Annotated in this window: 23 protein-coding genes; 14 read left to right on the top strand and 9 right to left on the bottom strand. The window is 59.9% G+C overall.

The window, feature by feature from the left end:
• Position 1: 1 nt before the first annotated feature.
• The 3 genes from ACN0SO_RS08610 (at position 2) to ACN0SO_RS08600 (ending at position 2,913) form a co-directional block, all read left to right on the top strand.
• Positions 2-1,159 carry a M24 family metallopeptidase gene (locus ACN0SO_RS08610; RefSeq protein WP_417676590.1) on the top strand — a complete coding sequence of 386 codons (1,158 nt, stop codon included), beginning with the start codon at positions 2-4 and terminating at the stop codon, positions 1,157-1,159.
• Positions 1,160-1,241: 82 nt separating this feature from the next.
• Positions 1,242-1,757 (top strand): hypothetical protein, encoded by a 516-nt coding sequence (locus tag ACN0SO_RS08605; protein WP_417676588.1) that lies wholly within the window; start codon positions 1,242-1,244, stop codon positions 1,755-1,757.
• A gap of 223 nt (positions 1,758-1,980) precedes the next feature.
• Entirely contained in the window at positions 1,981-2,913 is a 933-nt protein-coding gene (locus ACN0SO_RS08600; protein ID WP_417676586.1) for a ribose-phosphate pyrophosphokinase, read from the top strand.
• Between the two features lie 67 nt (positions 2,914-2,980).
• Here the strand turns inward: ACN0SO_RS08600 and ACN0SO_RS08595 are convergent, their stop codons facing one another.
• Positions 2,981-5,107, bottom strand: a complete 2,127-nt coding sequence (locus ACN0SO_RS08595) for a methyl-accepting chemotaxis protein (RefSeq protein WP_417676584.1) — start codon at positions 5,105-5,107, stop codon at positions 2,981-2,983.
• A 61-nt stretch (positions 5,108-5,168) separates the two neighbouring features.
• Entirely contained in the window at positions 5,169-5,738 is a 570-nt protein-coding gene (locus ACN0SO_RS08590) for a hypothetical protein (protein WP_417676582.1), read from the bottom strand.
• A 473-nt stretch (positions 5,739-6,211) separates the two neighbouring features.
• On the opposite strand from ACN0SO_RS08590, the gene ACN0SO_RS08585 reads away from it, so the two are divergent.
• The 3 genes from ACN0SO_RS08585 (at position 6,212) to ACN0SO_RS08575 (ending at position 8,870) form a co-directional block, all read left to right on the top strand.
• Positions 6,212-6,838, top strand: a complete 627-nt coding sequence (locus ACN0SO_RS08585; protein ID WP_417676580.1) for a 50S ribosomal protein L25/general stress protein Ctc — start codon at positions 6,212-6,214, stop codon at positions 6,836-6,838.
• A gap of 111 nt (positions 6,839-6,949) precedes the next feature.
• Positions 6,950-7,717 carry an aminoacyl-tRNA hydrolase gene (gene pth / locus ACN0SO_RS08580; RefSeq protein WP_417676578.1) on the top strand — a complete coding sequence of 256 codons (768 nt, stop codon included), beginning with the start codon at positions 6,950-6,952 and terminating at the stop codon, positions 7,715-7,717.
• 343 nt (positions 7,718-8,060) lie between these two features.
• Positions 8,061-8,870, top strand: a complete 810-nt coding sequence (locus ACN0SO_RS08575) for a mechanosensitive ion channel family protein (RefSeq protein ID WP_417676576.1) — start codon at positions 8,061-8,063, stop codon at positions 8,868-8,870.
• A gap of 18 nt (positions 8,871-8,888) precedes the next feature.
• Here ACN0SO_RS08575 and ACN0SO_RS08570 read toward each other — a convergent pair whose 3' ends face one another.
• Positions 8,889-9,794: an FkbM family methyltransferase gene (locus ACN0SO_RS08570; RefSeq protein ID WP_417676574.1), complete on the bottom strand. Its 906-nt coding sequence runs from the start codon at positions 9,792-9,794 to the stop codon at positions 8,889-8,891.
• Between the two features lie 243 nt (positions 9,795-10,037).
• Between ACN0SO_RS08570 and ychF the strand changes: the two genes are divergently transcribed.
• The 3 genes from ychF (at position 10,038) to ACN0SO_RS08555 (ending at position 14,488) form a co-directional block, all read left to right on the top strand.
• Positions 10,038-11,138: a redox-regulated ATPase YchF gene (ychF, locus tag ACN0SO_RS08565; protein ID WP_417676572.1), complete on the top strand. Its 1,101-nt coding sequence runs from the start codon at positions 10,038-10,040 to the stop codon at positions 11,136-11,138.
• Between the two features lie 131 nt (positions 11,139-11,269).
• Complete coding sequence (locus tag ACN0SO_RS08560; protein ID WP_417676570.1) at positions 11,270-12,556, top strand: MFS transporter; 1,287 nt, start codon at positions 11,270-11,272, stop codon at positions 12,554-12,556.
• A 156-nt stretch (positions 12,557-12,712) separates the two neighbouring features.
• Positions 12,713-14,488 (top strand): SLC13 family permease, encoded by a 1,776-nt coding sequence (locus ACN0SO_RS08555; RefSeq protein ID WP_417676568.1) that lies wholly within the window; start codon positions 12,713-12,715, stop codon positions 14,486-14,488.
• A 31-nt stretch (positions 14,489-14,519) separates the two neighbouring features.
• Here the strand turns inward: ACN0SO_RS08555 and ACN0SO_RS08550 are convergent, their stop codons facing one another.
• Positions 14,520-14,978 (bottom strand): DUF3237 domain-containing protein, encoded by a 459-nt coding sequence (locus ACN0SO_RS08550; RefSeq protein ID WP_417676566.1) that lies wholly within the window; start codon positions 14,976-14,978, stop codon positions 14,520-14,522.
• A 210-nt stretch (positions 14,979-15,188) separates the two neighbouring features.
• Here ACN0SO_RS08550 and ACN0SO_RS08545 point away from each other — a divergent pair, with 210 nt between their 5' ends.
• From ACN0SO_RS08545 to ACN0SO_RS08535, 3 genes are all read left to right on the top strand, one after another.
• On the top strand, positions 15,189-16,457 hold the full coding sequence (locus ACN0SO_RS08545) for a flavin-dependent oxidoreductase (RefSeq protein ID WP_417676564.1): 1,269 nt from the start codon (positions 15,189-15,191) through the stop codon (positions 16,455-16,457).
• Between the two features lie 30 nt (positions 16,458-16,487).
• Positions 16,488-17,549, top strand: a complete 1,062-nt coding sequence (locus tag ACN0SO_RS08540; RefSeq protein ID WP_417677466.1) for an NAD(P)-dependent oxidoreductase — start codon at positions 16,488-16,490, stop codon at positions 17,547-17,549.
• 89 nt (positions 17,550-17,638) lie between these two features.
• Positions 17,639-18,001: a hypothetical protein gene (locus ACN0SO_RS08535; RefSeq protein WP_417676562.1), complete on the top strand. Its 363-nt coding sequence runs from the start codon at positions 17,639-17,641 to the stop codon at positions 17,999-18,001.
• Positions 18,002-18,066: 65 nt separating this feature from the next.
• Here ACN0SO_RS08535 and ACN0SO_RS08530 read toward each other — a convergent pair whose 3' ends face one another.
• The 3 genes from ACN0SO_RS08530 to ACN0SO_RS08520 all read right to left on the bottom strand — a co-directional run bounded on the left by ACN0SO_RS08530 (position 18,067) and on the right by ACN0SO_RS08520 (position 21,055).
• On the bottom strand, positions 18,067-18,465 hold the full coding sequence (locus tag ACN0SO_RS08530) for a phospholipid-binding protein (protein WP_417676560.1): 399 nt from the start codon (positions 18,463-18,465) through the stop codon (positions 18,067-18,069).
• 102 nt (positions 18,466-18,567) lie between these two features.
• Positions 18,568-19,551: an iron exporter MbfA gene (gene mbfA, locus ACN0SO_RS08525; RefSeq protein WP_417676558.1), complete on the bottom strand. Its 984-nt coding sequence runs from the start codon at positions 19,549-19,551 to the stop codon at positions 18,568-18,570.
• A 481-nt stretch (positions 19,552-20,032) separates the two neighbouring features.
• A complete protein-coding gene (locus ACN0SO_RS08520; protein ID WP_417676556.1) occupies positions 20,033-21,055 on the bottom strand; it encodes a methyltransferase in 1,023 nt (340 codons plus the stop codon).
• A 288-nt stretch (positions 21,056-21,343) separates the two neighbouring features.
• Here ACN0SO_RS08520 and ACN0SO_RS08515 point away from each other — a divergent pair, with 288 nt between their 5' ends.
• Both ACN0SO_RS08515 and ACN0SO_RS08510 read left to right on the top strand, forming a co-directional pair.
• Positions 21,344-21,820, top strand: coding sequence for a MaoC family dehydratase (locus ACN0SO_RS08515; protein WP_417676554.1), 477 nt, complete (start codon positions 21,344-21,346; stop codon positions 21,818-21,820).
• Positions 21,817-22,305: a MaoC family dehydratase gene (locus tag ACN0SO_RS08510; protein ID WP_417676552.1), complete on the top strand. Its 489-nt coding sequence runs from the start codon at positions 21,817-21,819 to the stop codon at positions 22,303-22,305. The genes ACN0SO_RS08515 and ACN0SO_RS08510 overlap by 4 nt, the downstream gene beginning before the upstream one ends.
• A gap of 12 nt (positions 22,306-22,317) precedes the next feature.
• On the opposite strand, the gene ACN0SO_RS08505 is transcribed toward ACN0SO_RS08510, so the two are convergent.
• Both ACN0SO_RS08505 and bluB read right to left on the bottom strand, forming a co-directional pair.
• Positions 22,318-22,797, bottom strand: a complete 480-nt coding sequence (locus ACN0SO_RS08505; protein WP_417676550.1) for a GNAT family N-acetyltransferase — start codon at positions 22,795-22,797, stop codon at positions 22,318-22,320.
• A gap of 10 nt (positions 22,798-22,807) precedes the next feature.
• Positions 22,808-23,443 (bottom strand): 5,6-dimethylbenzimidazole synthase, encoded by a 636-nt coding sequence (gene bluB, locus ACN0SO_RS08500; protein WP_417676548.1) that lies wholly within the window; start codon positions 23,441-23,443, stop codon positions 22,808-22,810.
• Between the last annotated feature and the right edge of the window lie 192 nt (positions 23,444-23,635).

The raw sequence follows: 23,635 nt of genomic DNA, 5'->3' as shown, positions 1-23,635 counted from the left end.
CATGGCGCTGCATTTTACCCAGGAGGAATTCGACAGCCGGTTCGAGCGCCTGAAGCAGCGTATGGCGGAAGAAAAGCTCGACGCAATGCTGCTGTTTGCCCAGGAAAGCATGTACTGGCTGACCGGCTACGACACCTTCGGTTTCTGTTTCTTCCAGTGCCTCGTGGTGACCGCAGACGGTCGAAAAGTCCTGCTGACACGCTCGGCGGACCAGCGCCAGGCGCGCCACACCTCTAATATCTCCGATATCCGGATCTGGATCGACCTGCCTGACGCAAGCCCCGTCGGACAGTTGAAGGACCTCCTGTTCGGCATGGATCTTCTGGGGGCGAAGATCGGCATCGAATTCGACACCCATGGAATGACGGGAAAGATCGGGATCGAGATCAACGCGGAACTCAACAGCTTCGCCGATCTGAGCGACGGGTCACGCATCGTGCGAAGGCTGAGGGCAGTGAAAAGCCCCGCGGAAATCGCCTACATCCGCCAGGCGGCCGAACTGGCCGACAAGGCTTATCTTGCCGCCCTGGACGAAATCCGCCCCGGAGCGGATGAAGGCCGGATCCTTGCGGCCATGCAGGGCGTAATCCTGGAAGGCGGCGGCGATTACCCGGGAAACGAATTCATCATCGGCTCGGGCAAGGACGCCCTTTTGTGCCGCTACAAGAGCGGCCGCCGGACCCTGGAGGAAAACGACCAGATCACTCTGGAATGGGCCGGGGTTTGCCGCCACTACCACGCGGCTCTGATGCGGACCGTGCTTGTCGGCAGACCGACGGCGCGTCATCAGGAAATGTATCAGGCCGCACGCGACGGCCTGGCCGCCGTGGAGGAAAAGCTCCGGCCCGGTACTACATTCGGCGATATATTCGAAGCCTACGCGGCGGCCGTCGATGCGCACGACATGATGTCTCATCGGCTGAACACCTGCGGCTATTCCCTGGGCGCCCGCTTCACGCCGAGCTGGATGGACCCGCCCATGGCCTACAAGGGCAATCCCGCCGAGGTCAGGCCGAACATGACGCTTTTCATGCATATGATCCTGATGGATTCGGTGACCGAAACCGCCATGACCCTTGGTCAGACCTACCTCACCACCGAAGCGGCGCCGGAATGCCTTTCCGCTATGCCTCTCGACCTTCCGGTCAAGTCGGGCTAAATCTGCCGGTACAGTCGGATTCGATTGACCCGAAACTTGCGCCCGAAAGCCATCGAACAGCCTGCGAGCTACGAACGTGCCAATGATCCTGCCTTCCGCTGCTGGCCTTCGCCGGTTTCTCGCCATCCTGAGTGTCGTGGCCCTTGCCGCCTGCCAGGGGCTGCCGGAACCGCCCTCGCCCCTCGGCTCGCCGTCGCCGAACCGGGCACCGACCGCACCGCCGCCGGCGACCCCGTCGGACGCGACCTTTGCTTTTGAACCCTTTACCGGTGCGCCGGGCAATATCGCCGACGATCTGTCCCGCTATATCGGCGTCGAGGCCCAGAAGCAGGGCCTGTTGCTCGTGCGCCGGATCGGCGCGGCGTCAAACTACCGGGTCAAGGGGTATCTGTCGGCTACGGGTGAACCCTCGTCCGCAACCGTGTTCTACGTCTTTGACATCGTCACCCCGTCGGGAACACGCCTGAAGCGCATCTCCGGCAGCGAGACCGTCGGCGGGACAAAGGGAGATCCCTGGCAGGCCATCGATTCGCCAACACTGGAAAGAATAGCCAACCGTTCGGTGGTGGAAATCATTGCCTGGCTCAACCGTCAGTGACCGTTTTGCCGGCGCAATTTCATTCTTTATGAAAGAATTTTGCGAAAAGGGATGAAAACACCACTCTCCTGCGGTTGTCGGATGGAAAAGCGGTTGCTAAAACGCCGCCGCCTGCTAAGGGCTGGCCAGCGCGGTTTCCACGCGCGGCACGATGTGAACCAGAACCATACCGGGATAAAGGGCTGACCCCCACCCGGCGTCGCACCAGAAGGACTTGCGGCTCATGAAAATCGTCGCGGGCAATTCCAACCGAGCCCTTGCGGAAGAGATTTCCAAATATCTGGACGTGCCTCTGGCCTCCTGTCAGGTCCGTCGCTTCGCAGACCAGGAAATCTTCGTCGAAATTCAGGAAAACGTGCGCGGCGAGGACGTCTTCGTCATCCAGCCGACCAGCTATCCTGCGAACGACCACCTGATGGAACTGCTCATAATTATCGACGCGCTGCGCCGCTCGTCGGCGCGCCGGATCACCGCCGTGATCCCCTATTTCGGCTATGCCCGCCAGGACCGCCGCGCTTCGGGCCGGACGCCGATCTCGGCCAAACTGGTGGCCAACCTGATCACGGAAGCCGGCGCCGACCGCGTTCTGACGCTCGATCTTCACGCCGGGCAGATCCAGGGTTTCTTCGATATTCCCACCGACAATCTGTTCGCCGCACCGGTCATGACCCGCGACATCAAGGAGCGCTACGCGACCGACAATGTCATGGTCGTGTCCCCTGACGTCGGCGGCGTGGTCCGCGCCCGGGCGCTGGCGAAGCGCATCGAGGCACCGCTGTCCATCGTCGACAAGCGCCGCGACAAGCCCGGAGAATCCGAAGTGATGAACATCATCGGCGACGTCGACGGCTGCGACTGTATCCTCGTCGATGACATCGTCGACAGTGGCGGTACGCTGTGCAACGCCGCCGAAGCCCTCCTCAAGGACGGAGCGAAATCGGTGACCGCCTATATCACCCACGGCGTCCTGTCCGGAGGCGCGGTCGCTCGCGTAACCTCCTCCAAGCTCAAGGAACTGGTGATCACCAACTCCATCGAGCCCACGGCGGCGATCACGGCGGCGTCCAACATCCGCACGATTTCGATCGCGCCGCTGATCGGCGAGGCGATCAACCGGACAGCCCTGGAAAAATCCGTCTCCAGCCTGTTCAGCTGACCGCGTTCCAACGCTCATAAAAAAGCCGGCCTCCTGGGCCGGCTTTTTGCGTTTCCGTTTCTTGCGTTCAGGCCGCCGCAACCGCGGCAAGGAACCTGTCGACGGTCCGGCGCAGCTCTCCGGTCCGGTCGCTCACGCTTGCGGACGCTTCCAGAACCTTGGAGGCCGACTCGCTGGTGTCTCGAACCTTGTCGGAGATATTGACCATGGTCTCCGCCACATGCAGCGTGCCGGACGCGGCTTCCTGGACGTTCGAGGAAATCTCGCCGGTCGCGGCCCCCTGTTGTTCGACGGCCGATGCAATCGACGTGGTGTAGGAATTCACCTCGCCCATGGTGTCGGTGATGCCCTGGATGGCGACGACGGCTTCCCGGGTTGCATCCTGCACCTCGTTGATCTGGGTGCTGATCTCCTCGGTCGCCTTGGCCGTCTGGGTGGCCAGTTCCTTCACTTCCGATGCCACCACGGCGAAGCCCTTTCCGGCCTCGCCGGCCCGCGCTGCCTCGATCGTTGCGTTGAGCGCAAGCAGGTTGGTCTGTTCGGCGATGTCGGAAATCAGTTTGACCACATCGCCGATCCGCTGGGCGGCTTCCGCAAGGCCGCCGATCTTGTCGTTGGTCTGTGCGGCATTTTCAACCGCCTTGCCGACGATACCGGTGGTGCTTTCAACCTGCCGGCTGATCTCCTGAATCGAGGCCGACAGTTCCTCCGCGGCGGAGGCGACCGTCTGAACGTTGTTGGAAGCCTGCTCGGACGCGGAAGAGGCCCCGGCCGCCTCGCCGGCGGTCGCATCGGCGATTGCGTTGAGATCTTCCGCGACGCTGCGCATCTGTTCGGAATTGCTCGAGACCGCATCCAGCATATCGGCCACTTCAGAACGGAAACTGTCGATCAGGGCCTTAACCTCTTCGGCCTGCTGCTCGCGCGCTTCGCTGGTCGAACGCTGATCGGCCTCCAGATGGGCCCGTTCAATGGCGTTATTGCGGAAGACGACGACCGTCTTGGCCATGTCGTCGATTTCATCGTTGGATGTCTGGTTCGGCACCTCGGCATCCGTATTGCCGTCGGCAAGCTGCATCATCGCGTCGGACAGGAGCCGGATCCGGCCGCTGAGGCTTCGCGAAAAATAGACCCCGACGGCCGCAGCGATCAGGGCGCTCAGGGCGGCAATACCCAGGATCCAGTTCCTCAGGCTGGTCAGCGGCGCCAGCACTTCCGCCACATCCTGCACCACGACCAGCGCGAAGGGCTTGTTCAGATAGTCAAACGGAATGATGGCCGCATCGACTTCACGTCCGTTGAAATCATGGATTTCCTTGAACTGCGGCGTGCCACCAAGGACAGAGAGCACCTCGTCCCGCTTCAGGACATCGCTCATCAGTTCCGAAGCGTCCGCGGTCCGCAGGCTGTCGTTCTGCACGATGCCGTCACCGTTGATGAAATAAATATCTCCGGTCTCTCCAAGGCCTGCATATTTGCCCAGCGTGGCGCTGATATTGTCGGTCGGCACTTGGTAGACGAGAACACCGAGCGTCTTCGAACCGATTCCGATTGGAGTCGCCATGAAGCCGGCAGGTTCGCCGTTGTGCGCCTGATAGGACTCGAGATCATAAAGAACTGCAGTGCCGGTGTCAGCGGCAATCGCGTCTTCGAAAGCCTTCGCGAGATTGGTGTCTTTCCACTCCGCGGAACGAAGGTTAGCGGCAAAGTCCCCAAGCTTGTTCACTGTATAGACGACATGGCCTTCCGGATCGATCAGCATCAGATCCTCATAACCATTGTCGGCGATATAGCGTCGAAGAAGCGGATGGAATTTCGCGTGCGAACGGTCGTAGGGCTTGCGCCCGGCCTTCACCAGTTCGGCCCGCTCGTTTTCCGGATGGGGATTGTCCGTCACGTAGGTCTTCAGGACCCGAGCGGTCGCCTCGTCGCCGTACTTCGCCCAACCTGCTTCAAAATCGGCGATGGCGGCCCGAACCGTCTGACCTTCGGCATTTGACAGAATACCCGCGCGAACCGCTGCCAATTCGTCGATCAGGGAATCCTTCCGACTTTCGGCGACAGCCAACAAGCGCTCCTCGGCCAGAGCCTTGACGCTGTTTGCACCCGACAGGTAACTGGCAACGCCAACGCCCGCAGAACACAGAAGCGCGATCCCGACAATCACCGACGGTAGTTTCGTAGATACCCTCACCTCAAGCTCCCATTTTGTTCTTTGCCGGTGAAGGACGCCGAAGCGCCCTCCACCGGAGAAATCAGAGTTTGTCGACGTTCACGCCGAAGGTGACTGCGCCGATGGTCTCGCCTGTGGCGGGATCCGTAACTGAAACACTGACCTGGCTTTGAAGCTGCTGGGTGCTTTCATCCTGCTCCAGGTCGCCGACATGAACCGCGCCTTTGCCCTTCAGGAAGGTTTCCTTCCATTTGGCCTCGTCACCCTGCCAGTAATCGGAGGTCACATCGCTCTGCCCAACGTTCAGGCCCTTCGCATCCATGACGAAGATTTCGGTGAAAAGCCCGTCGCTGCCGCCCTGGGCATCGGCCAGATAAGCCGAAAGGTCGTTGTCAAGAACCTTGTCGATCATCGGCTGGTCGGCGGCATCCGCCTCCGCCCGCCATTGCTTGTCGAGCTCGTCAATCTTGGCTTGGTCATAACCGGCCGTCTGTTCGTTCTGGGCCTTCACTGCGGAAACGACCTCGCTCGAACCTGCGATTTCAGCGATCTTTCCAGTGGCGAGCGCCGTCAGCTCATTCTGGAATTCGTTGGCTGCAACCGAGCTGCAACCGATCAGGACTGCCAGAACTGCACTAGTAAGTAATTTCATCAGTATCTCCCATTTTTATCTGGGAACGATTAAAGTGTGAACAGTTTAAAAAATGTATAACTAAAAAACTTACCAAAGGTTGCATTGTTATATGATGCACATGCCGAAATTATTATTGATAGCTTGCTAATTCTTACAAATAAAAAGTATAATAACATTCCCAACCACCCCGGAAACGCAAGCCTTCGCCTAAAAGGCGCATCGTGCCAATTACTTGCCGCGCAGCATCATTGTATTGCTGCAGCGCCCAAAAACCGGCATCGTTACATTCCCGCCGACCTTCCCGACAGAAGGGCCGGGCGCGGAAATAAGCTTGTCGCTTGCGTAAAAGGGGCCTTTCCGCTATAGGACCCGCGCGCCTGCACCCCTGGAGGAGGCGCTTTCGGGCCGATTCCGGTGCAAGGCGCATTGATCGAAAGATGAATGTGCAGTGTTTCGCCGGCCCATTTCAAAACATCCGAAGGAGTTTTGCCATGGCTACCAGCTATGAGCTGAAGGCAGCGGCACGGGAACGGGTGGGCAAGGGGGCCGCTCGGACACTGCGTCGCGAAGGCCTTCTCCCCGCCGTTATCTACGGCGACAAGAAAGCAGCCCTGCCGATCACCATTCCGGTGAAGGAAACCACGCTGACCCTGCATAAAGGCGGTTTTCTGACCCATCTCGGCACGATCGATGTCGACGGCGAAAAGCATCAGGTGATCGCCAAGGATTATCAGCTGCACCCGGTTCGCGATGAACTGCTGCACGTCGATTTCCTGCGCGTTTCCAAGAATGCTGTTCTGACGATCGAAGTTCCGGTTCACTTCCTCAACGAAGAAACCTGCCCGGGCATCAAGCGCGGCGGCGTTCTCAACATCGTGCGCCACACGGTCGAGATGACCGTCCCGGCAACAGCGATTCCGGAAGCTCTCGAACTCGACCTCGCAGAAGCCAAACTTGGCGACAGTCTGCACATTTCTGCAGTCAAGCTGCCGGAAGGCTGCCAGCCGACGATCACCGACCGCGACTTTACCATCGCGACGATCGCCGCCCCGGCCGGCCTGAAGGAAGCTGACGAAGACGAAGAAGCAGAAGAAGGCGAAGCAGAAGGCGAAGACTAAGCCTCTCGCTTCATGCATTTCGAAGGGGACGGCTGACCGTCCCCTTCTCGTTTTCAAGCCCTGAACGGGCAAAATTGACGATACGGATCTTTCGTTAGCTGGGGGCATCTCATGCGGCTGATCGTCGGCCTCGGAAATCCGGGAGCGAAATACGAACGCAACCGGCACAACATCGGCTTCCTGGCCGTTGACGAGATCCACCGCTGCCATTCCTCCTTTTCCCCCTGGCGCGCCCGCTTCCAGGCCCAGGTCTCAGAAGGCCGTCTCGGTTCCGAGAAGGTGCTTCTGGTCAAACCCAGCACCTACATGAACGAGTCCGGCCGCGCCGTCGGCGAAGCCATGCGGTTTTACAAGGTCGAACCGCAGGACATCGTGGTCATCTACGATGAACTCGACCTGCCGCCGGCGAAATTCCGCATGAAGACAGGCGGGGGTCACGGCGGTCACAACGGCCTGCGCTCGATCACGGCCCATATCGGCGGCGACTACCGGCGTCTGCGTCTTGGCATCGGCCACCCGGGCGACAAGAAGCTCGTTTCCAACTACGTGCTGGGCGACTTCGCCAAGGCCGACAGCGACTGGATCGAGCCCTTGTTGCGGGAGATCGCCGACAACGCGGATCTGCTCGCAGAGGGCAAGGACAGCCAGTTCGCCAACAAGCTGACGCTGGCCCTCGAGCCGGAAAAGGCAAAACGCGGCGGTTCCAAGCCGGCAGGCGGGGATCAGGGGGGGAAAACCGCCGCGGCCAAACCTCCAAAGTCGCCCGGTGGCAAGGGGCAAAGCCACATCCGCCAGGCCCGCCAGGCGAAAACCCCTGAGTTGCCGAAGTCCGGACCGATGGCCGACATGCTCAAGAAGCTGCTCGGCAACAAGGACTAGGGTATGGACCCATAAAATTCAGTTTTCAGGTCGATCCGAAGGACGCCAATCCGGCTGCGGAAAGCCGCGTCAAAGCCTTTGCACCATGCACCCGCATGGTTCTGCAGGCTTTTCCTCACTCTCCTTTGCCGGATAGACGCCTGAAAGCAGAATTTTATGAGTCCTTACCCTAAGGCACGCACCCGTTTAATTGCGGCGATTTTCCCCTGTAGCGCCGCTGGCTGATGTCCGCTGGCGGATTTGTCGCCGGGCAACGGTTTATCTTTGCGCTTTATCCGTTAAATTACGTACAGCGTTTCAATCCGGCGTCTCAGACTGACCTCAAAGCCAAAATGGAAGGCCCATGGACACAATGATCGCGGAGGCGAGTGCCTATACTCCCCTTATCATCAATGCAGCCAAGGCGGTTGTCGTTCTCATCGTCGGCTGGTTTCTCTCCAGCCTCCTCAGCAGCATGGTGCGCAAACGGGTCAATGCCAGTCCGAAGATCGACGATACGCTCGGCACTTTCGCGGCATCGATCATCAAATGGCTGATCCTGCTGGTCACCATCATAGCCGTACTGCAGCTGTTCGGTATTCAGGCGACCAGCCTTGTAGCGGTTCTCGGCGCCGCGACCCTGGCCGTCGGACTGGCCCTCCAGGGCACCTTGAGCGATGTGGCAGCCGGCGTCATGCTGATTTTTTTCCGGCCCTACAAGCTCGGACAGTATGTCGACATCGGCGGCACTTCGGGAACGGTCAAGGACATCAACCTTTTCATCACGGAACTGGCCACACCGGACAATGTCCAGATCATCCTGCCCAACGGCAAGGCCTGGGGATCGATCATCACGAACTATTCCACCCATCCGACGCGGCGGGTCGATTTCACTTTCGGCATCGACTACTCCGACGACATCGACAAGGCGATCGGCATCATCACGGAGCTCGCAAACGCAGACGACCGCGTGCACAAGGATCCCGAACCCTGGGTTCGGGTGACCAACCTTGGGGATTCGTCGGTCGATCTCGGTGTCCGCCTGTGGTGTGCAGCCGGCGACTACTGGGAACTCAAGTTCGCAATGACGAAGAAGGTCAAGGAAGCCTTCGATGCAAAGGGCATCTCGATCCCCTACCCGCACTCGGTGGAGATCCAGAAAAAGGCGGACTGAAGATGGACCGGATCGCCGCTAGAAAAACAGGACGAAGTCCGTCCGGTCCCGATCCCACAACGGATGGTCAAGCCCCGCAAGAACCGGGTCTGCCTTGGCGAGGACGTGGTGGTTCTTAAGAAAGATGCAACGGTAGCCAAGGTCGAACAAGGGCTTAACGACTTCACGACGTGACGCCGCGAAGCGCTTCAGAAATTTCATCCTGTGAATTTCGAGAAGGATGAAAGGACGGCATTTCCGGAACGTCTCGAGTCCGCCGTTAATGACCTTTTGTTCGTAACCATCCACATCGATCTTGATCACCTCTGGGGCCACCTGATTGACGGCGCAGAAATGATCGATGCTGTCGATCGTTATCAGCGCGGTATTCAGGCGGTCCCGCTCCGGCCGGCCTTTCAATCTGAACTTCAGACGCTTGAAGATGTCGTCTTTGTACTGGGACGATTCAGGTTCGGTCTCAAACATTTTTGTGACCGAGTACCAGATTTTCCGCTCCCCTTCGTAGCGATCCGACATACCGCTCAAGTACGTTCTCACCCGCCGGAAATTCGTGGCTTCGACTCGGTCCTGGATACGTTTGAGGACATGGGGCCGCATTTCGAATGCGTAAGCAATTATTTCCTTGTCGCATCGTCCCGCGGCAAGAAAGGAAAAATACCCCCGCTCTGCTCCCAGATCGAAAAATGTCGTAACTGGCTGCGTGTCGATGAGGTAGTCCAGAACCGCGGTTGCGACCGGTTCGTAGAGGTCTGAGGAGGGGGCCACACCTCTGAAAAGGCGTTTCCTTTTTCGAACGCTCCAGGGCATTTTGTAGTGATTCTTCAAAGCCAGAACATACGCGCCGTCGCTCTCCTCGACACAGTAATCGTAATTTGAAACATAGGTTGCCAGCTCTTGTTGAAATTCTCTCGCGTCGGTAATCATGTCCAGAGCGCTTCTCCCGCATACTCACATGCACAAAGACGAATAAATGCGCACGACGTCTCGTCCGGCAATCGTCAGAAACGATAACACCCAAGACAGGCGAAGACCATCGAACACGAACCGATCGCCTTCGAACAACGTGGTCCGGGACAATATGCCGACGTTTTACGCCCCTTGACCTTGCCCCGACCTTCCGGCACATAGCGGCAACGTCCAAGACATCCAAACCGAAAGCGATCATCCATGGGTTTCCAGTGCGGCATCGTCGGACTGCCCAATGTCGGCAAGTCCACGCTCTTCAACGCGCTCACCAAGACCGCCGCCGCCCAGGCCGCGAACTACCCGTTCTGCACCATCGAGCCGAACACCGGTGAAGTCGCCGTTCCCGACCCGCGCCTGAACGCCATTCAGAAGATCTCCGGATCGAAGGAACTCATCCCGACCCGGATCACCTTCGTCGACATCGCCGGCCTCGTGCGCGGCGCCTCCAAGGGCGAAGGTCTCGGCAACCAGTTCCTGGCCAACATCCGCGAAGTCGATGCCATCGTCCACGTGCTGCGCTGCTTCGAGGATGACGATATCACCCATGTGGAAGGCACCATCGACCCGATTGCCGACGCCGAAACGGTGGAAACCGAACTGATGGTCTCCGATCTGGAAAGCCTGGAGCGCCGCATTGCGCCGCTGAAGAAGAAGGCGACCGGTGGCGACAAGGAAGCCAAGGCGGTCATTCCGATCATGGAAGCGGCTCTGGCGCTGCTTCAGGACGGCAAGCCGGTGCGCCTGCTGCAACTCGACGATCCGGAAGAGAAGAAAATCCTCGAAGGCCTGAACCTGCTGACCTCCAAGCCCGTGCTTTTTGTCTGCAATGTCGACGAAGCATCGGCTGGCACCGGCAATTCTCTGTCGGCAAAGGTCGAGGAAATGGCCAAGGCGCAAGGCGCCGGCGCCGTCATCATTTCGGCTGCCATCGAGGCGGAAATCTCCCAGCTCGACAAGGAAGAACAGGACGAATACCTCGAAACCATCGGTCTTGAGGAGCCTGGCCTCGACCGGCTGATCCGCGCCGGCTACGAACTGCTCGGCCTGATCACCTATTTCACAGCCGGCCCGAAGGAAGTCCGCGCCTGGACGATCACCGCAGGCACCAAGGCGCCCGCGGCAGCCGGGGTCATTCACACCGACTTCGAGCGCGGTTTCATCCGCGCCCAGACGATCGCCTACAACGACTACATCTCGCTCGGCGGCGAGAGTGCTGCCAAGGAAGCCGGCAAGGCCCGCGACGAGGGCAAGGAATATATCGTCAAGGACGGCGATATCCTGCTGTTCAAGTTCAATACCTGATCTCCACCGGACAAGCCCGCCCGGGCGGCATGAAAATACCGCCCCTTCCGAACAAAAGAGAAAATAAAGGCTTTTTGCCTACCCTCGGCCGTAGATAGGCGGGGGCGCCTGTCCAGTCAGGAGGACAATGGATGGGCGCGGATCGGCAAAACATCCGGAAGATCATCGCAGGCACGGTCGGCAATACCCTGGAATGGTACGACTTCGCCGTCTACGGCTATCTCGCGCCGATCATCGCAGGGCAGTTCTTTCCAAGCGGCAGCCACTCAGTCAGCCTGATCGCGACCTTCGGCGTCTTCGCGGCCGGGTTCCTGATGCGCCCGATCGGCAGCCTCCTGCTCGGCCATATCGCGGACCGCGCCGGACGGCGCCAGGCCCTGCTGATTTCGGTCGCCATGATGGCGATACCAACGTCGTTGATCGCACTGCTTCCGACTTACGAAAGCATCGGCATTCTGGCGCCGATCCTGCTGACGCTCCTCAGGCTGCTGCAGGGCATGTCCGTCGGCGGCGAGTACACCGGTTCTTCCGTTTATCTTTATGAGATCGCGCCGAAAAAATGGCGCTCCTTTACCGTCTCCTGGGCTTTGGTCGGCGCCGTCTTCGGCATTCTTCTAGGCTCCGGGGTCGCGGCATTTGCCACCGGAATGGTCCCTGCCGACGAACTGAACAACTGGGGCTGGCGCATCCCGTTCGCTTGCGGCATCCTTCTCGGGATATCCGGCTTTATTCTCCGTTCCGGCACCCGTGCGGAAGAAACCGACCTTCCGCCGTCACCGCGCGAACCGGTTCGGGTCCCCGTGCGCCAGGTGTTGAAGCACCACAGGCCCGCCCTGTTCCGGACCATTGCCTGCAACGTGCTGAACGGTGTCGGCTTCTACCTCACCTTCGTTTATCTGACGACCTATCTCGTCGATTACAGCAAACTCACCGAAAGCCGGGCGCTGACGATCAACACCGGAGTGATGATCTTCTTCATGCTGCTGTTGCCACTGCTCGGCTATGTGGCCGACAGGATCGGCCAGCGTCCGCTCCTTCTGATCGGTTCCGGCGGTATTGCCCTGCTTGGTTATCCGGCGTTCTGGCTGCTCCACCACCCGGATCCGGCCATGATCATCCTCGGCCAATGCAGCCTGGCACTGGTCCTTGCCTGCTATTTCGCCCCTCTGCTCGGCGCCATGATCTCCTTGTTCCCTGCGGAGGTCCGTGTCACCGGCTTCTCCATCGGCTACAACATCCCGTTGGCGATCTTCGGCGGCACTTCACCGCTCGTTGCGACCTACCTCATCCATGAAACCCACATGCAGCTTGCCCCGGCCTTCTATCTGACCGGAGCAGGTGTCCTGGCATTCCTGGTGGTCATCTTCATGCCGCCGGTGGAGGACGAAGCCGAGCCTCCCGCAATACCCGCAGAATAGCCAGCCCGGGAAAGTCTCCGGCCAGGGCCGGAGCGCCTTGGTCGGACGACCCGACATGACGAGACACAAACCCCCTCGACCTGGGCTTCCGATCCGGATTAATGTCTGCCGGATTTCAATTCAAACCATCAGCACCCGGCCCCGGAGATCCTGTTCGTGACCCTTGACCAAGCCCTCCTGTTCGCTCTTTTCGGCGTGGTCTTTGCACTTCTGATCTGGGGACGGATCCGCTACGATCTTGTCGCTTTCGCCGCGCTGGTTCTGGCGACCATCCTGCACCTCGTCCCGAAAGATGCAGTCTTTTCCGGCTTCGGCCATCCCGCGGTGGTCATCATTGCCCTGGTGCTGATCGTCTCAAGGGGACTGATGAATTCCGGCGCGATTGAGCTTGTGGCGGGCAAGTTGCTGTCATCCTCGCATGGACTGTTCACCCACATCGGACTGATGTCCGTGGTCGGCGCGGGCCTATCGGCCGTTATCAACAATGTCGCGGCGCTGGCCCTTTTGATGCCTCTGGATATCGAGGCGGCCAAGAAGGCCGGCCGTGCCGTCGGCCTGTCACTGATGCCGCTGTCCTTCGCCACCATTCTCGGCGGCATGATCACGCTGATCGGCACACCGCCGAACATCGTGGTCGCGCAATACCGCCAGGACGCGCTCGGCGCCCCGTTCAGCATGTTCGCCTTCGCTCCGGTCGGCCTGACCGTGGCCGTGATCGGCGTTCTGTTCGTCACCCTGATCGGCTGGCGGCTGCTGCCGTCCCGCGTCACGGAAGCACCCGTCACGGAAGATCCGGAAGCCAGCCTCTACATTGCCGAACTGCGTGTCGGCGAAAGCGCGAAGGAACAGAAGACGACAGTCGGAGATCTTTATCCTGTCGCGGACGAAAACGACCTCAACATTCTGGGTCTGATCCGAAACGGACGCCGTCTGCGCGGCTTTGCCCGACAAGAACCGATTTCTCCGGGCGATTTCCTGGTTGTCGAGGGCGACCCCAAAGCCATCGAAGCCTTCATGGGCGCGGCCAAGCTGGATTTCGCCGGATCCGAAAAACACAGTGGCGGACTGACCGGCGGCAACCTGACCCTCAAGGAAGCCATTGTTCCCGACAGCGCCCGGGTCAGCGGCCGCAGCGCCTTCGATCTGAGCCTGCTGCACGGCCAGGGGGTCACCCTGCTAGGCGTGTCCCGACAGGGCCGGCGTGTCCACACACGCGTTCGGCACATGATGATCCAGCCCGGCGACGTGCTCCTGCTTTTAGGGACGGAGGAACGCCTGAAGAACGCCGTCAACTGGCTCGGCGTCCTGCCGCTCGAAGGCCGCAGCACAGGGCTGGTCCAGCGCAACAAGGCCATCCTCGCCATCAGCGCCTTCGGCCTCGCGATCGCCGCCGCCGTCGCCGGTCTTGTCTATCTGCCCGTCGCACTCGCGGCCTGTACCATCGTCTACGCCTTGGCAGGACTGGTGAACGGACGCGAAGTTTATGAGGCGGTGGAGTGGAAGGTGATCGTGCTGCTGGGCTCGCTGATCCCCCTGGGCCAGGCCTTCGAGACCTCCGGCAGCGCGCAGCTGATTGCGTCGGGAATTGTCGATGTCACCCACGGCTATCCCGCCTGGGTGGCGCTTGCAGTCCTGATGGCCGTCACCATGACCCTGTCCGACTTCCTGAACAACGTCGCGACCTGCCTGATCGCAGCCCCCATCGGGCTCCAGATCGCCACCGCGCTGGAGGTCAATCCGGATCCCTTCCTGATGGGCGTCGCCGTTGCCGGCTCCTGTGCGTTCCTCACACCGATCGGGCACAAGAACAACACCATCATCATGGGTCCCGGCGGCTACCGCTTCGGCGACTACTGGCGTCTTGGCCTGCCGCTGGAACTCATTGTGCTCGGGGTCTCGGTCCCGGCCATCCTGATCTTCTGGCCACTGTAACCGGTCACGCCGACCGGACTGTGGCCGTCTTCTATTCCACCGCGTAAAGCGAAATCTCGACCGAGTTCCTGTTCCGGCCGCCCGCCCCGACGAACAGCATACGGTTTACCCAGGCATAGCGTTCGTCGCCCGTTTCGAGCCTTGCATGGGTGCGCATGTAATACTGCGACGGGTCTACCGGCTCACCGCGCCCGACCGCCGCGATGACCTCCGGAGCCCCGTGGCGATAGCCGAAATTGCGGATTTCGATGACGGCGCCGTCATCGGTCTCGAAGGCGTAACGCGTATCGAGTTCCGCCATGCCGTCGGAAAAGACGGTCTGCCAGTCCGCACCCAGGTTCAGGATCTTTCCGTTGATCCTCGGGCCGCGCACCGTCCCGCCAACGATGGGAATGATCCGCCGCTTCCCGGCCCGCCCTTCCCCCATTTCCATGATGTCGGCCAGTTCGACGGTGAGATCGCAAAAGTGCGTCAGGACCGGTGTAACCAAGATAATTCCCCTTCAGATCCGTTTCCCCAGGCGCCGGTTTCTCCGGCACCCCGCGTTCCAAGCAAGCGCGTTTACTTCACACGTGATGTTTTGTATCACGAAGCCAACATAGCAGCGGATGCTGTTGCGGCGAAAAGCGAAATCGTCGGCCGGTCGACATGGGCCAGACAACAATAATCGGGAGGCGGGTCTCAGGACCCGTATGCGTACATGACCATATTGATCGCCGGCGGCGGAATTGCCGGTCTCTCCATGGGTCTGACCTGCCACCAGATCGGCGCCCCCTTCAGGATTTACGAGACAGCCCCGGAGATCAAGCCGCTTGGCGTGGGTATCAACCTGCAACCGAATGCGATCCGGGAGCTCTACGAGCTCGGCTTTGAGGACAGCCTGCCGAAGATCGGTGTGCAGACACGGGAATTCGGCCTTTTCTCCAAAAAAGGCCTGGAGATCTGGACCGAGCCACGCGGCAAATGGGCCGGTTATAACTGGCCCCAGTATTCAGTCCACCGCGGCGAACTGCAGATGATGCTCTACCGCGAACTTGTCCGCCGCGCCGGACCGGATTGTGTCGTTCCCGGTCAGAAGGCAATCGGCTTCAGCAACACCTACAAGGGCGCGGCTCTCCACCTGAAGTCCACCATCGACGGCTTGGAGCAGACCGTCGAGGGCGATCTGGTCATCGGCGCCGACGGGATACACTCCGCCATCCGCGCGCAGATGAACCCGGACGAAGGCGCGCCGAAATGGGGCGGCCCCGTGCTGTGGCGCGGCACCGCCAGGGCAAAGCCGTTCCGCACCGGCGCGACCATGGTCATGATCGGCCATGCCACCCAGCGGATCGTCGCCTATCCGATTTCCGAAGCCGATCCCGAGACCGGCCTTGCCACCATCAACTGGATCACCGAGCTCTCCTTCGACGCTTCTCAGGGGTGGAAACGGGGCGACTGGAACCGGCTTGCGAACATCAATGACTTCATGCCGCGGTTTACCGACTGGACCTATGACTGGCTCGACCTGCCCGCCCTCGTCGCCGGCGCCGACGCGGTCTACGAATATCCCATGGTCGACCGCGATCCGCTCGACCACTGGACGGAAGGCAACGTGACCCTGATGGGCGACGCCGCCCATGCCACCTATCCGGTCGGCTCCAACGGCGCCAGCCAGGCGATCGTCGACGCCCGCAGGCTCGGCGCGGCCCTGCTGGAGCACGGCGTGACCCATGCAGCGCTCACTGCCTACGAGGAGGACATGCTCCCCCTCACCACCCGTTTGATCATGACCAACCGGGGCAGCGGCCCCGATGCGGTCCTGCAGGTTGTCGAGGACCGTTGCGGCGGAGAGTTCAACGACATCAGCGACGTCATCTCCAAGGAAGAATTGGCTGAACACGCCGCCAAGTACAAGGCGGTCGCCGGCTTCGCCATTCAGGCCCTCAACAGCCAGCCGTCGATCATTCCCCAAGGCGCGCGGCTTTAGGGTAAGGCCCCGACGCCAGCCGGCGCCGGCATTGCAATCACGATTTTCAGTCTGCGCGACAGCCGCACAGCAGCTTTTCCGCAAGCAGCCCTTGCGCGCTCTCGTCCGGTGCTGTTCTTTCAACCTGAGGAACGCACATCAACCTGGCGTGCTGCAAGAAAAAAACAATTCCGGACGGGAGAAATCGACATGGACAAACCGGTCATCGGCTTTATCGGCGTCGGCCTCATGGGCCACGGCATGGCAAAGAACATCGTCGAAAAGGGCTATCCGCTCGTCGTCATGGGTCATCGCAACCGGGAACCGGTGGAAGACCTCCTCAAGCGCGGCGCAAGCGAAGCCAAAACCCCGAAGGAGATGGCCGAACAATGCGACATCATCCATCTCTGCGTCTCCGCCAGCCCGCAGGTTGAGGAAGTCATTCGCGGCCAAGACGGCATTCTCGCTTCGGGCAAGAAGGGCCTGACAGTGATTGACTGCTCAACGTCCGATCCGGTGTCCACGCTCCAGATCGCTGCGGAGCTGAAGGCCGCCGGCATGGACTTCGCCGATGCCCCCCTGTCGCGCACGCCCAAGGAAGCCGAAGCCGGTACGCTCGACACCATGGTTGGCGCAGCCCCGGACACCTTCGCCCGGATCGAACCGGTTCTGAAATGCTGGGCCGGCGTCATCGTGCATCTCGGCGAGGTCGGCCTCGGTCACAAGATGAAACTGATCAACAACTTCATCAGCATGGGCTATGCCGCGCTCTATTCGGAAGCGCTTGCGATCGCGCGCAAATCCGGTCTGACCATCGAGCAGGTCCATTCGGTGGTCGGCCAGGGCCGCATGGCGAACGGCTTCTACGACACCTTCATGAAGTGGTCCGTCGACCGCGACGAGAATGCCCACAAGTTCACGATCGTCAATGCCCACAAGGACATGCGTTATCTCGCCAACATGGCCAACAGCGTCGGCGCGGTGAATTCCGTTCAGGCGGTGGTGAAGAATGCGTTTGCCGCCATGGAAGCCTCCGGCCAGGGCGAAAAATACGTTCCCATGATCGCCGACTTCATCGCAAAGCAGAACGGCCTGCCCGAGGACGGATCCTGAAGGAACCCCTTCCGTATTTTACCGTAGCCTGTCCGCAGGATTTATGTCCATATATCTCCCGTATCGACGTGATACCGGGGGAAATCGAAGTGAAACGGATCAGATTTGCAGCGACTCTAGCCATGATTGCACTGGCCGTCGGTGCCGCCCATGCGGCCGGAACAGGCTCTGAAGGCTATTTCCAGATCTACAACAACACCGATGAAAATGTGGCCGTCGGCTTCTATACCAACGACGGCAGCGGCTGGAGCGAGAACTGGCTGGCGGAGGACCTCGAGCCCGGGGAATCTGCCAGGGCGGAGTTTAACGCAGATACAGGCAATTGCGACCAGACCTTTCAGATCGGCTGGCTCGGCGAAAACGGAGACGAGGTTCTGGACGAGCCGATTTCAATCGACATCTGCGACGCCAGCAACGTCTATCTCGAGGACAACGAGATCTATTACGACTGACGTCCGTCCGCTTCTACAAAACCAAAGGCCGGCAAATGCCGGCCTTTGTCTGTTCATGGAACCCATCAAGGGTATTTGCGCTGCGCGGTCGCGGTTGCGAGTTTCTTGCCGCTCTTGTCTTTCGCAACGGCGGTCCACTGATACGTGTGTCGTCCCCCCGGCGGACAGGGGCTGTTATATTTGAACGCACCGGCGCCGATTGTATTCTTGCCGGAATATTTCACTGTTCCGCCCCCGTGGGCATAGGTCGGAACGACAAGGTCCTTCATATCGAACCGGATCGACGCGGTTCCCTTGGGAACCTTACTCAGCTTGAAAACCGGATTAGGCACCCGTCCGGGATGACCGTTCGTGCATTTGGGAATATTTCCCCACTGAAAACTGAAGTCGAATGCAGCCGCCGAACCGGACATGCCGACAGCACCGGACACAAGCGCAAGACCAAAAACCAATTCACGAAACATGGGATTCTCCAAAAAATGAAACTCAATCGAGACGTGAAGACTATACCCGAGCCCGTTTGTCCCAGGTTAACTTAGCGAAATCAAAATGAATTAAACCGCGCCTCAGGCATTCCCGATCAGAATGCCAGCGGCAAAGACCAGCGATCCGCCGAGCACCACCTGGAAGGCGGCGCGCAGGAATGGCGTATCCATATAGCGGTTCTGGATCCAGGCGATCGCCCACAATTCCACGAAAACGACGGCAGCAGCAACACCCGTCGCCGTCCAGAATTGGGGAATGAGATAGGGCAGCGTATGCCCCAGTCCGCCGATGGCAGTCATGATCCCGGACGCCAGTCCCCGCTTGACCGGCGACCCGCGGCCCGACAGCACGCCATCGTCGTGGGCCGCCTCGGTAAAGCCCATGGAAATACCAGCCCCCACGGACGCGGACAGCCCCACCAGGAACGTCTGCCAGGTGTCCTGCGTGGCGAATGCGGCGGCAAAGATCGGCGCCAGCGTAGAGACCGAGCCGTCCATCAGTCCGGCGAGGCCCGGTTGGATATAGGTCAGGATGAACTGGCGGCGTTCGGTCTGCTGTTCTTCCTCCTGCACGTCCTCGGGCGTGTGTTTGATCCCCAGTCGGCGCGCCAGGTTCTCATGCCCCTTTTCGGCCAGCGCCAGATCGCCCAGCAACTTGCGCGTCCCGGCATCCGTCGCCTGTTTGGCGGCCTGAAGATAGAACCGATAGGCCTGCGCCTCCATCTCCTCGGCCATGGCACGCACCTTCTCCAGCCCGAGCGGCCGGACGAGCCAGTCGGGCTTGCGCTCATAATAGCCGCGCACATGTTCGCGCCGGATCAGGGGGATTGTCTCACCGAACCGGGCCCGGTGCATTTCGATCAGGCGCCGGCGATGTTCGTTCTCCTCGTCCGCCATGTCGTCGAAAACCTTCGCAGACTGCGGATATTGGTCGCGCAACCCATCGGCATAAGCCTTGTAGATCCGGCCGTCGTCCTCTTCGGACGAAATGGCAAGCGCCAGGACTTCCTGTTCCGAGAGTGACGAAAAATCCCGGCGGCCCGGGCCCAAGAAACGACTGAACATGTGCTGGCTCTCTGAACTGCGGAACGCGGCAAGCTAGGGTCAGGACCAATCAATTTTACGCATTCTGCGGGAGTGACTTTGTCTGCTGACGAGGAAGAGAGCCGCAGGAAACCATCCGGTTTTCAAGGTTCTCTAACGCTGTCAGGAGGCAAAGACGCCCCGCCCTGCGGGTTTGACAGGGAAGGCCGGCCTGACCGCAAAATCGAGCTTGAATAGGCATAACCTGTCCCGCGCTCGCTCTTACGCTCATTCCAACCTTCCCTGTCAAACAGAATGTGCAAAATTGATTGGTCCTGACCCTAGTACCCGTCCGATTCAAATGGCAATCTCGGAACATCCCTTATCTTATTGCATGAACAGGGGAAAGCGACCAATTGTCATGCCCCCGGGCACACTCCGCTCAGGATGCGGAAAACCCGCCGGAGGTGTCACACTCCGGCGGGTTCATCAATCTGTGTCGCCGGGAAGGCGGGAAACCGGATTACTCCGGCTTGCGGCCATGAACAAGCATGGTCATTCCCGGGATCATCACCTTGACCTCGATATCGACGAAGCCGGCCGCGGTCATGAGTTCGGAAACATAATCGCTGGTGATCGAGCGGGCTTCCGGATTGAACGCCGTATGCTGCAGCTGCCAGAGAGCGGCAAGCTTCGGGCCTTCCCGGTTTTCGTCCACCATAAAGTCATGGACCATGAACCGTCCGCCCGGCGTGAGCGTATTCATCGCCTTGCGCACCAGAGCCGGGATCTCCTTGCCCGGCACACCGGAAAAGAGATAGGACATCAGCACCGCATCCGCCGTTTCCGGCCACGGATCGGTCAGCGCGTTGCCCGGCTGATAGGTGATCCGGTCGCTCAGGCCTTCCTTGGCGATGAACTCCTCGCCGACCTTGGCCACATTCGGGAAGTCCAGCACCTTCGAAGTGAGTTCCGGATAGGACTTGCAGAGCGAAATCGAAAAAGCGCCCGTACCGCCGCCGACGTCGAGAAGCGTCCGCACGCTGGAAAGGTCGACCATCTTGGCAAGGCTGCGTCCCGGTCCGAGCGATCCCGCATGCTGCGATTCGGAATAAAGGCGCGCTTCCTCCGGATCGGAGAACCAGTCCGCATATGAGGCCACCTTGTCCTCTTCCAGCGAACCGGTCAGCGCATCGTTCAACTGGGTCAGGAACGGATACATCTGCCGGTCGATCTGAAAACGCAGATAATCTCCGAAATCATATTTGCGCCCCTTGACCAGAAAGGCCTCTGCGGCAGGAGAATTCGCAAACCCGTCGTCCTTCTTCAGCACCAGCCCGAGCGATGTCAGGGCGGTCAGCAGGGTTGTCGCACGGTCCACGTCCAAATCGGTGGCGGCCGCAACATCCTCTGCACTCATGGTCTTTTCGGACAGGGCGGAAAACAGCCCCACATGCAGGGCGGAAAACAGAGCCTTGGAACCCATGAAGGCAAATGCGATGTCAGAGATTGCCTCGGCAGATTCCAATGGCTTTACAACGGTCACGACAGAACTTCTCCATTCTCGTTAAGTCAAACGGTCTCACCGCGAGAAAGCACTCACGATTTGTAAAAGATGTAGGCTGTTGGCGCGCATTATAACGATTGTGCGGCGCAACGCAAATTTTGCATGGCAGCTTTCAGGAAAAGCGCCAAATCTGCCTTATGATTCCTGATAATTCAGGAAATTATCTCATCGAATAATGGATAACTATAGAAATACTATAAAAAATTTCCGCTGAACTTTGGATAAAAAAGGGTCGCAAGAAAAACCGGGCTGTCTTAGTCTGCGCGCATGCAGACAGAATTATATTTCGAAGATTTCAAGCTCGGCCAGGCGTTCGATCTTGGCTCCAGATCAGTCACGCGGGAAGAAATCATCGAATTCGCATCCGAATTCGATCCACAGCCCTTCCACCTGGACGACGAAGCCGGAAAAGCTTCCCTGCTGGGCGGACTGTCCGCGTCCGGATGGCATACGGGCGCCCTGGTCATGAGGCTGCTTGCGGACGGGCTCCTGAACCGGACGTCGAGCCAGGGCAGCAACAGCATCGAAAAACTGTCGTGGCTCCGGCCGGTCTTTCCCGGCGACACCCTGAGCGCGACGGCAACGGTGATCGGCATCAAGGAACCGAGATCGCGGCCCGATCTCGGCATCGTCAATTTTGAAATCAGCGTCCGTAATCAATCCGGCAAGGACGTCATGCGCCAGATCGGTCCGATCTTCTTTGCCCGCAAGGCGGAACGCGTCCAGGAAACGGAAACCCGATGACCACCTATTTCGAGGATATTGTTGTCGGCGAGGAACACGTCCTCGGCAGCCACACCTTCACGGCGGACGAAATCATCGCCTTTGCGACGAAATACGATCCGCAGCCGTTTCACCTGAGCGAGGAAGCCGCAGCGAAGAGCCAGTTCGGGCGGCTCTGCGCCTCCGGCTGGCACACGGCGGCGATGTTCATGCGACTGAGCGTCGACACGACCAAGGCCCGGAAGGCGGCAGCCCTGGAACGGGGCGAGGCCATCGCCGAGGGCGGCCCCTCGCCCGGTTTTGAGGATCTCAAGTGGCTTCGGCCCGTCTATGTGGGCGACACCATCACGTACAAACGGGTGATCAGCGAAAAGATCGAAAGCAAAAGCCGGCCGCAATGGGGCGTCGTGCGCTCGGAAAACCACGGGTTTAACCAGAATGGCGAACCGGTGTTTTTCTTCAAGAGCGCCGTTTTCGTCGAACGAAGGCCCAGGCCATCCGACTAGAGTACGGGCAGGTCACAGACTGCGGGCAAGCAGCACCTCGTCATGGATCTCGATGCCGTAATCACCGCGTAAGGGAAGATCCGGCTTCAGTTCCCGCTCCTTGTCGATCACCCCCTGAACGATCCGCTCCAGGCGGAATCCGCGGCGCTGATAGAATCGGAACGCATCCAGATTGTCATTCGAAGTGCGCACGGTGAGCCGTTTCATGTCTTCGCCCCGCGCCAGATCGATGACCGCATTGAGCAGAAGCGTCCCTGTGCCGCTCCAGCGGCTCAACGAGTCCAGGGTCAGGATTTCCCATTCGTCCGCCCGCTTGATCAGGGTGACCAGACCGACCAGTTCGCCCTCGGCCAGAGCAACGAACCCGGGCAGTTTCGATGCATCGACCATCTCGTCGTCGAGCAGAATTTCAGGTCCCGCCCACCGGTTCGTCAGCAACTCGCGGACGGCCTCCCGGTCTTCGTCTTCTATCGGCCGGATCGTCACACTCATCCCTGGCTCCTCATCGCCTGAAAATCCGGGTCGAGAGCGGGGTTCGGCCCTGCCAGCCTTCGCGCTCGAGTTCCGGGTCTATATGCTCTTCCTGCGGGTAGCCGACACAAAGGTACGCTACCAATTGCCAGTCTGCCGGGACGTCTAACGTATCGTGTACGGCGGACGGGTCAACAATGGAGACCCAGCCGACCCCAACCCCGTGCATACGTGCGGCAAGCCAGAGAGTCTGGATCATGCCGACGACGGAATACTGCAGGGTTTCCGGCATGGTGCGGCGCCCAAGCCCATGCCCCTGTTCGGTAACGCAGTCGCAGAATACGGCCAGGTGAACGGGAGCTTCCCGAAGTCCGGCAAGCTTCAACCGAGCATAGAGGGCAGCCTTGTCCGGCTCGTAAGCGTCCAGCGCAACGCGGTTTTCCGCCTCGAACCCGGCCAAGATCCGCGCCCGCCTGCCCGCATCCTCCACCAGCACGACGCGCCACGGCTGGCTGTTTCCGACCGATGGCGCGAGGTCTGCAAGGTCGAGGAGCCTGTCCAGCAGGCCGTCCGCAAGCGGCTCCGTGCGAAACCGGCGCACATCCCGGCGCCAGTGCAGCAGAGTCTCGAAATCATGTTCGAAGCGTTCATCGAATACGGGCGGCATCTGCCCTCCGGATGAAGCCCGTCCCATCGGCCGTTAGGGTACGGACCCCTAAAATTGTGCTTTCAGGCGTCAATCCGGCAAAGGAAAGCAAGGAAAAGCCTGCAGAACCATGCACGTGCATGGTGCAAAGGCTTTGACGTGGCTTTCCGCAGCCGGACTGGCGTCCTTCGGATCGTTCAGGAAATGGCTGCC

Origin of the sequence: Roseibium sp. (assembly GCF_048260565.1) — a bacterium.
Taxonomy (GTDB): domain Bacteria; phylum Pseudomonadota; class Alphaproteobacteria; order Rhizobiales; family Stappiaceae; genus Roseibium.
This window is presented reverse-complemented; position numbering and strand designations above follow the sequence as displayed.

What these genes read in the sequence shown, in the direction of transcription:
- ACN0SO_RS08610 (WP_417676590.1), top strand. Translation starts at nt 2, where the DNA reads ATGGCGCTGCATTTTACCCAGGAGGAATTCGACAGCCGGTTCGAGCGC.
- ACN0SO_RS08605 (WP_417676588.1), top strand. Translation starts at nt 1,242, where the DNA reads ATGATCCTGCCTTCCGCTGCTGGCCTTCGCCGGTTTCTCGCCATCCTG.
- ACN0SO_RS08600 (WP_417676586.1), top strand. Translation starts at nt 1,981, where the DNA reads ATGAAAATCGTCGCGGGCAATTCCAACCGAGCCCTTGCGGAAGAGATT.
- ACN0SO_RS08590 (WP_417676582.1), bottom strand. Translation starts at nt 5,738, where the DNA reads ATGAAATTACTTACTAGTGCAGTTCTGGCAGTCCTGATCGGTTGCAGC.
- ACN0SO_RS08585 (WP_417676580.1), top strand. Translation starts at nt 6,212, where the DNA reads ATGGCTACCAGCTATGAGCTGAAGGCAGCGGCACGGGAACGGGTGGGC.
- pth (WP_417676578.1), top strand. Translation starts at nt 6,950, where the DNA reads ATGCGGCTGATCGTCGGCCTCGGAAATCCGGGAGCGAAATACGAACGC.
- ACN0SO_RS08575 (WP_417676576.1), top strand. Translation starts at nt 8,061, where the DNA reads ATGGACACAATGATCGCGGAGGCGAGTGCCTATACTCCCCTTATCATC.
- ACN0SO_RS08570 (WP_417676574.1), bottom strand. Translation starts at nt 9,794, where the DNA reads ATGATTACCGACGCGAGAGAATTTCAACAAGAGCTGGCAACCTATGTT.
- ychF (WP_417676572.1), top strand. Translation starts at nt 10,038, where the DNA reads ATGGGTTTCCAGTGCGGCATCGTCGGACTGCCCAATGTCGGCAAGTCC.
- ACN0SO_RS08560 (WP_417676570.1), top strand. Translation starts at nt 11,270, where the DNA reads ATGGGCGCGGATCGGCAAAACATCCGGAAGATCATCGCAGGCACGGTC.
- ACN0SO_RS08545 (WP_417676564.1), top strand. Translation starts at nt 15,189, where the DNA reads ATGACCATATTGATCGCCGGCGGCGGAATTGCCGGTCTCTCCATGGGT.
- ACN0SO_RS08530 (WP_417676560.1), bottom strand. Translation starts at nt 18,465, where the DNA reads ATGTTTCGTGAATTGGTTTTTGGTCTTGCGCTTGTGTCCGGTGCTGTC.
- mbfA (WP_417676558.1), bottom strand. Translation starts at nt 19,551, where the DNA reads ATGTTCAGTCGTTTCTTGGGCCCGGGCCGCCGGGATTTTTCGTCACTC.
- ACN0SO_RS08515 (WP_417676554.1), top strand. Translation starts at nt 21,344, where the DNA reads ATGCAGACAGAATTATATTTCGAAGATTTCAAGCTCGGCCAGGCGTTC.
- ACN0SO_RS08510 (WP_417676552.1), top strand. Translation starts at nt 21,817, where the DNA reads ATGACCACCTATTTCGAGGATATTGTTGTCGGCGAGGAACACGTCCTC.
- ACN0SO_RS08505 (WP_417676550.1), bottom strand. Translation starts at nt 22,797, where the DNA reads ATGAGTGTGACGATCCGGCCGATAGAAGACGAAGACCGGGAGGCCGTC.
- bluB (WP_417676548.1), bottom strand. Translation starts at nt 23,443, where the DNA reads ATGCCGCCCGTATTCGATGAACGCTTCGAACATGATTTCGAGACTCTG.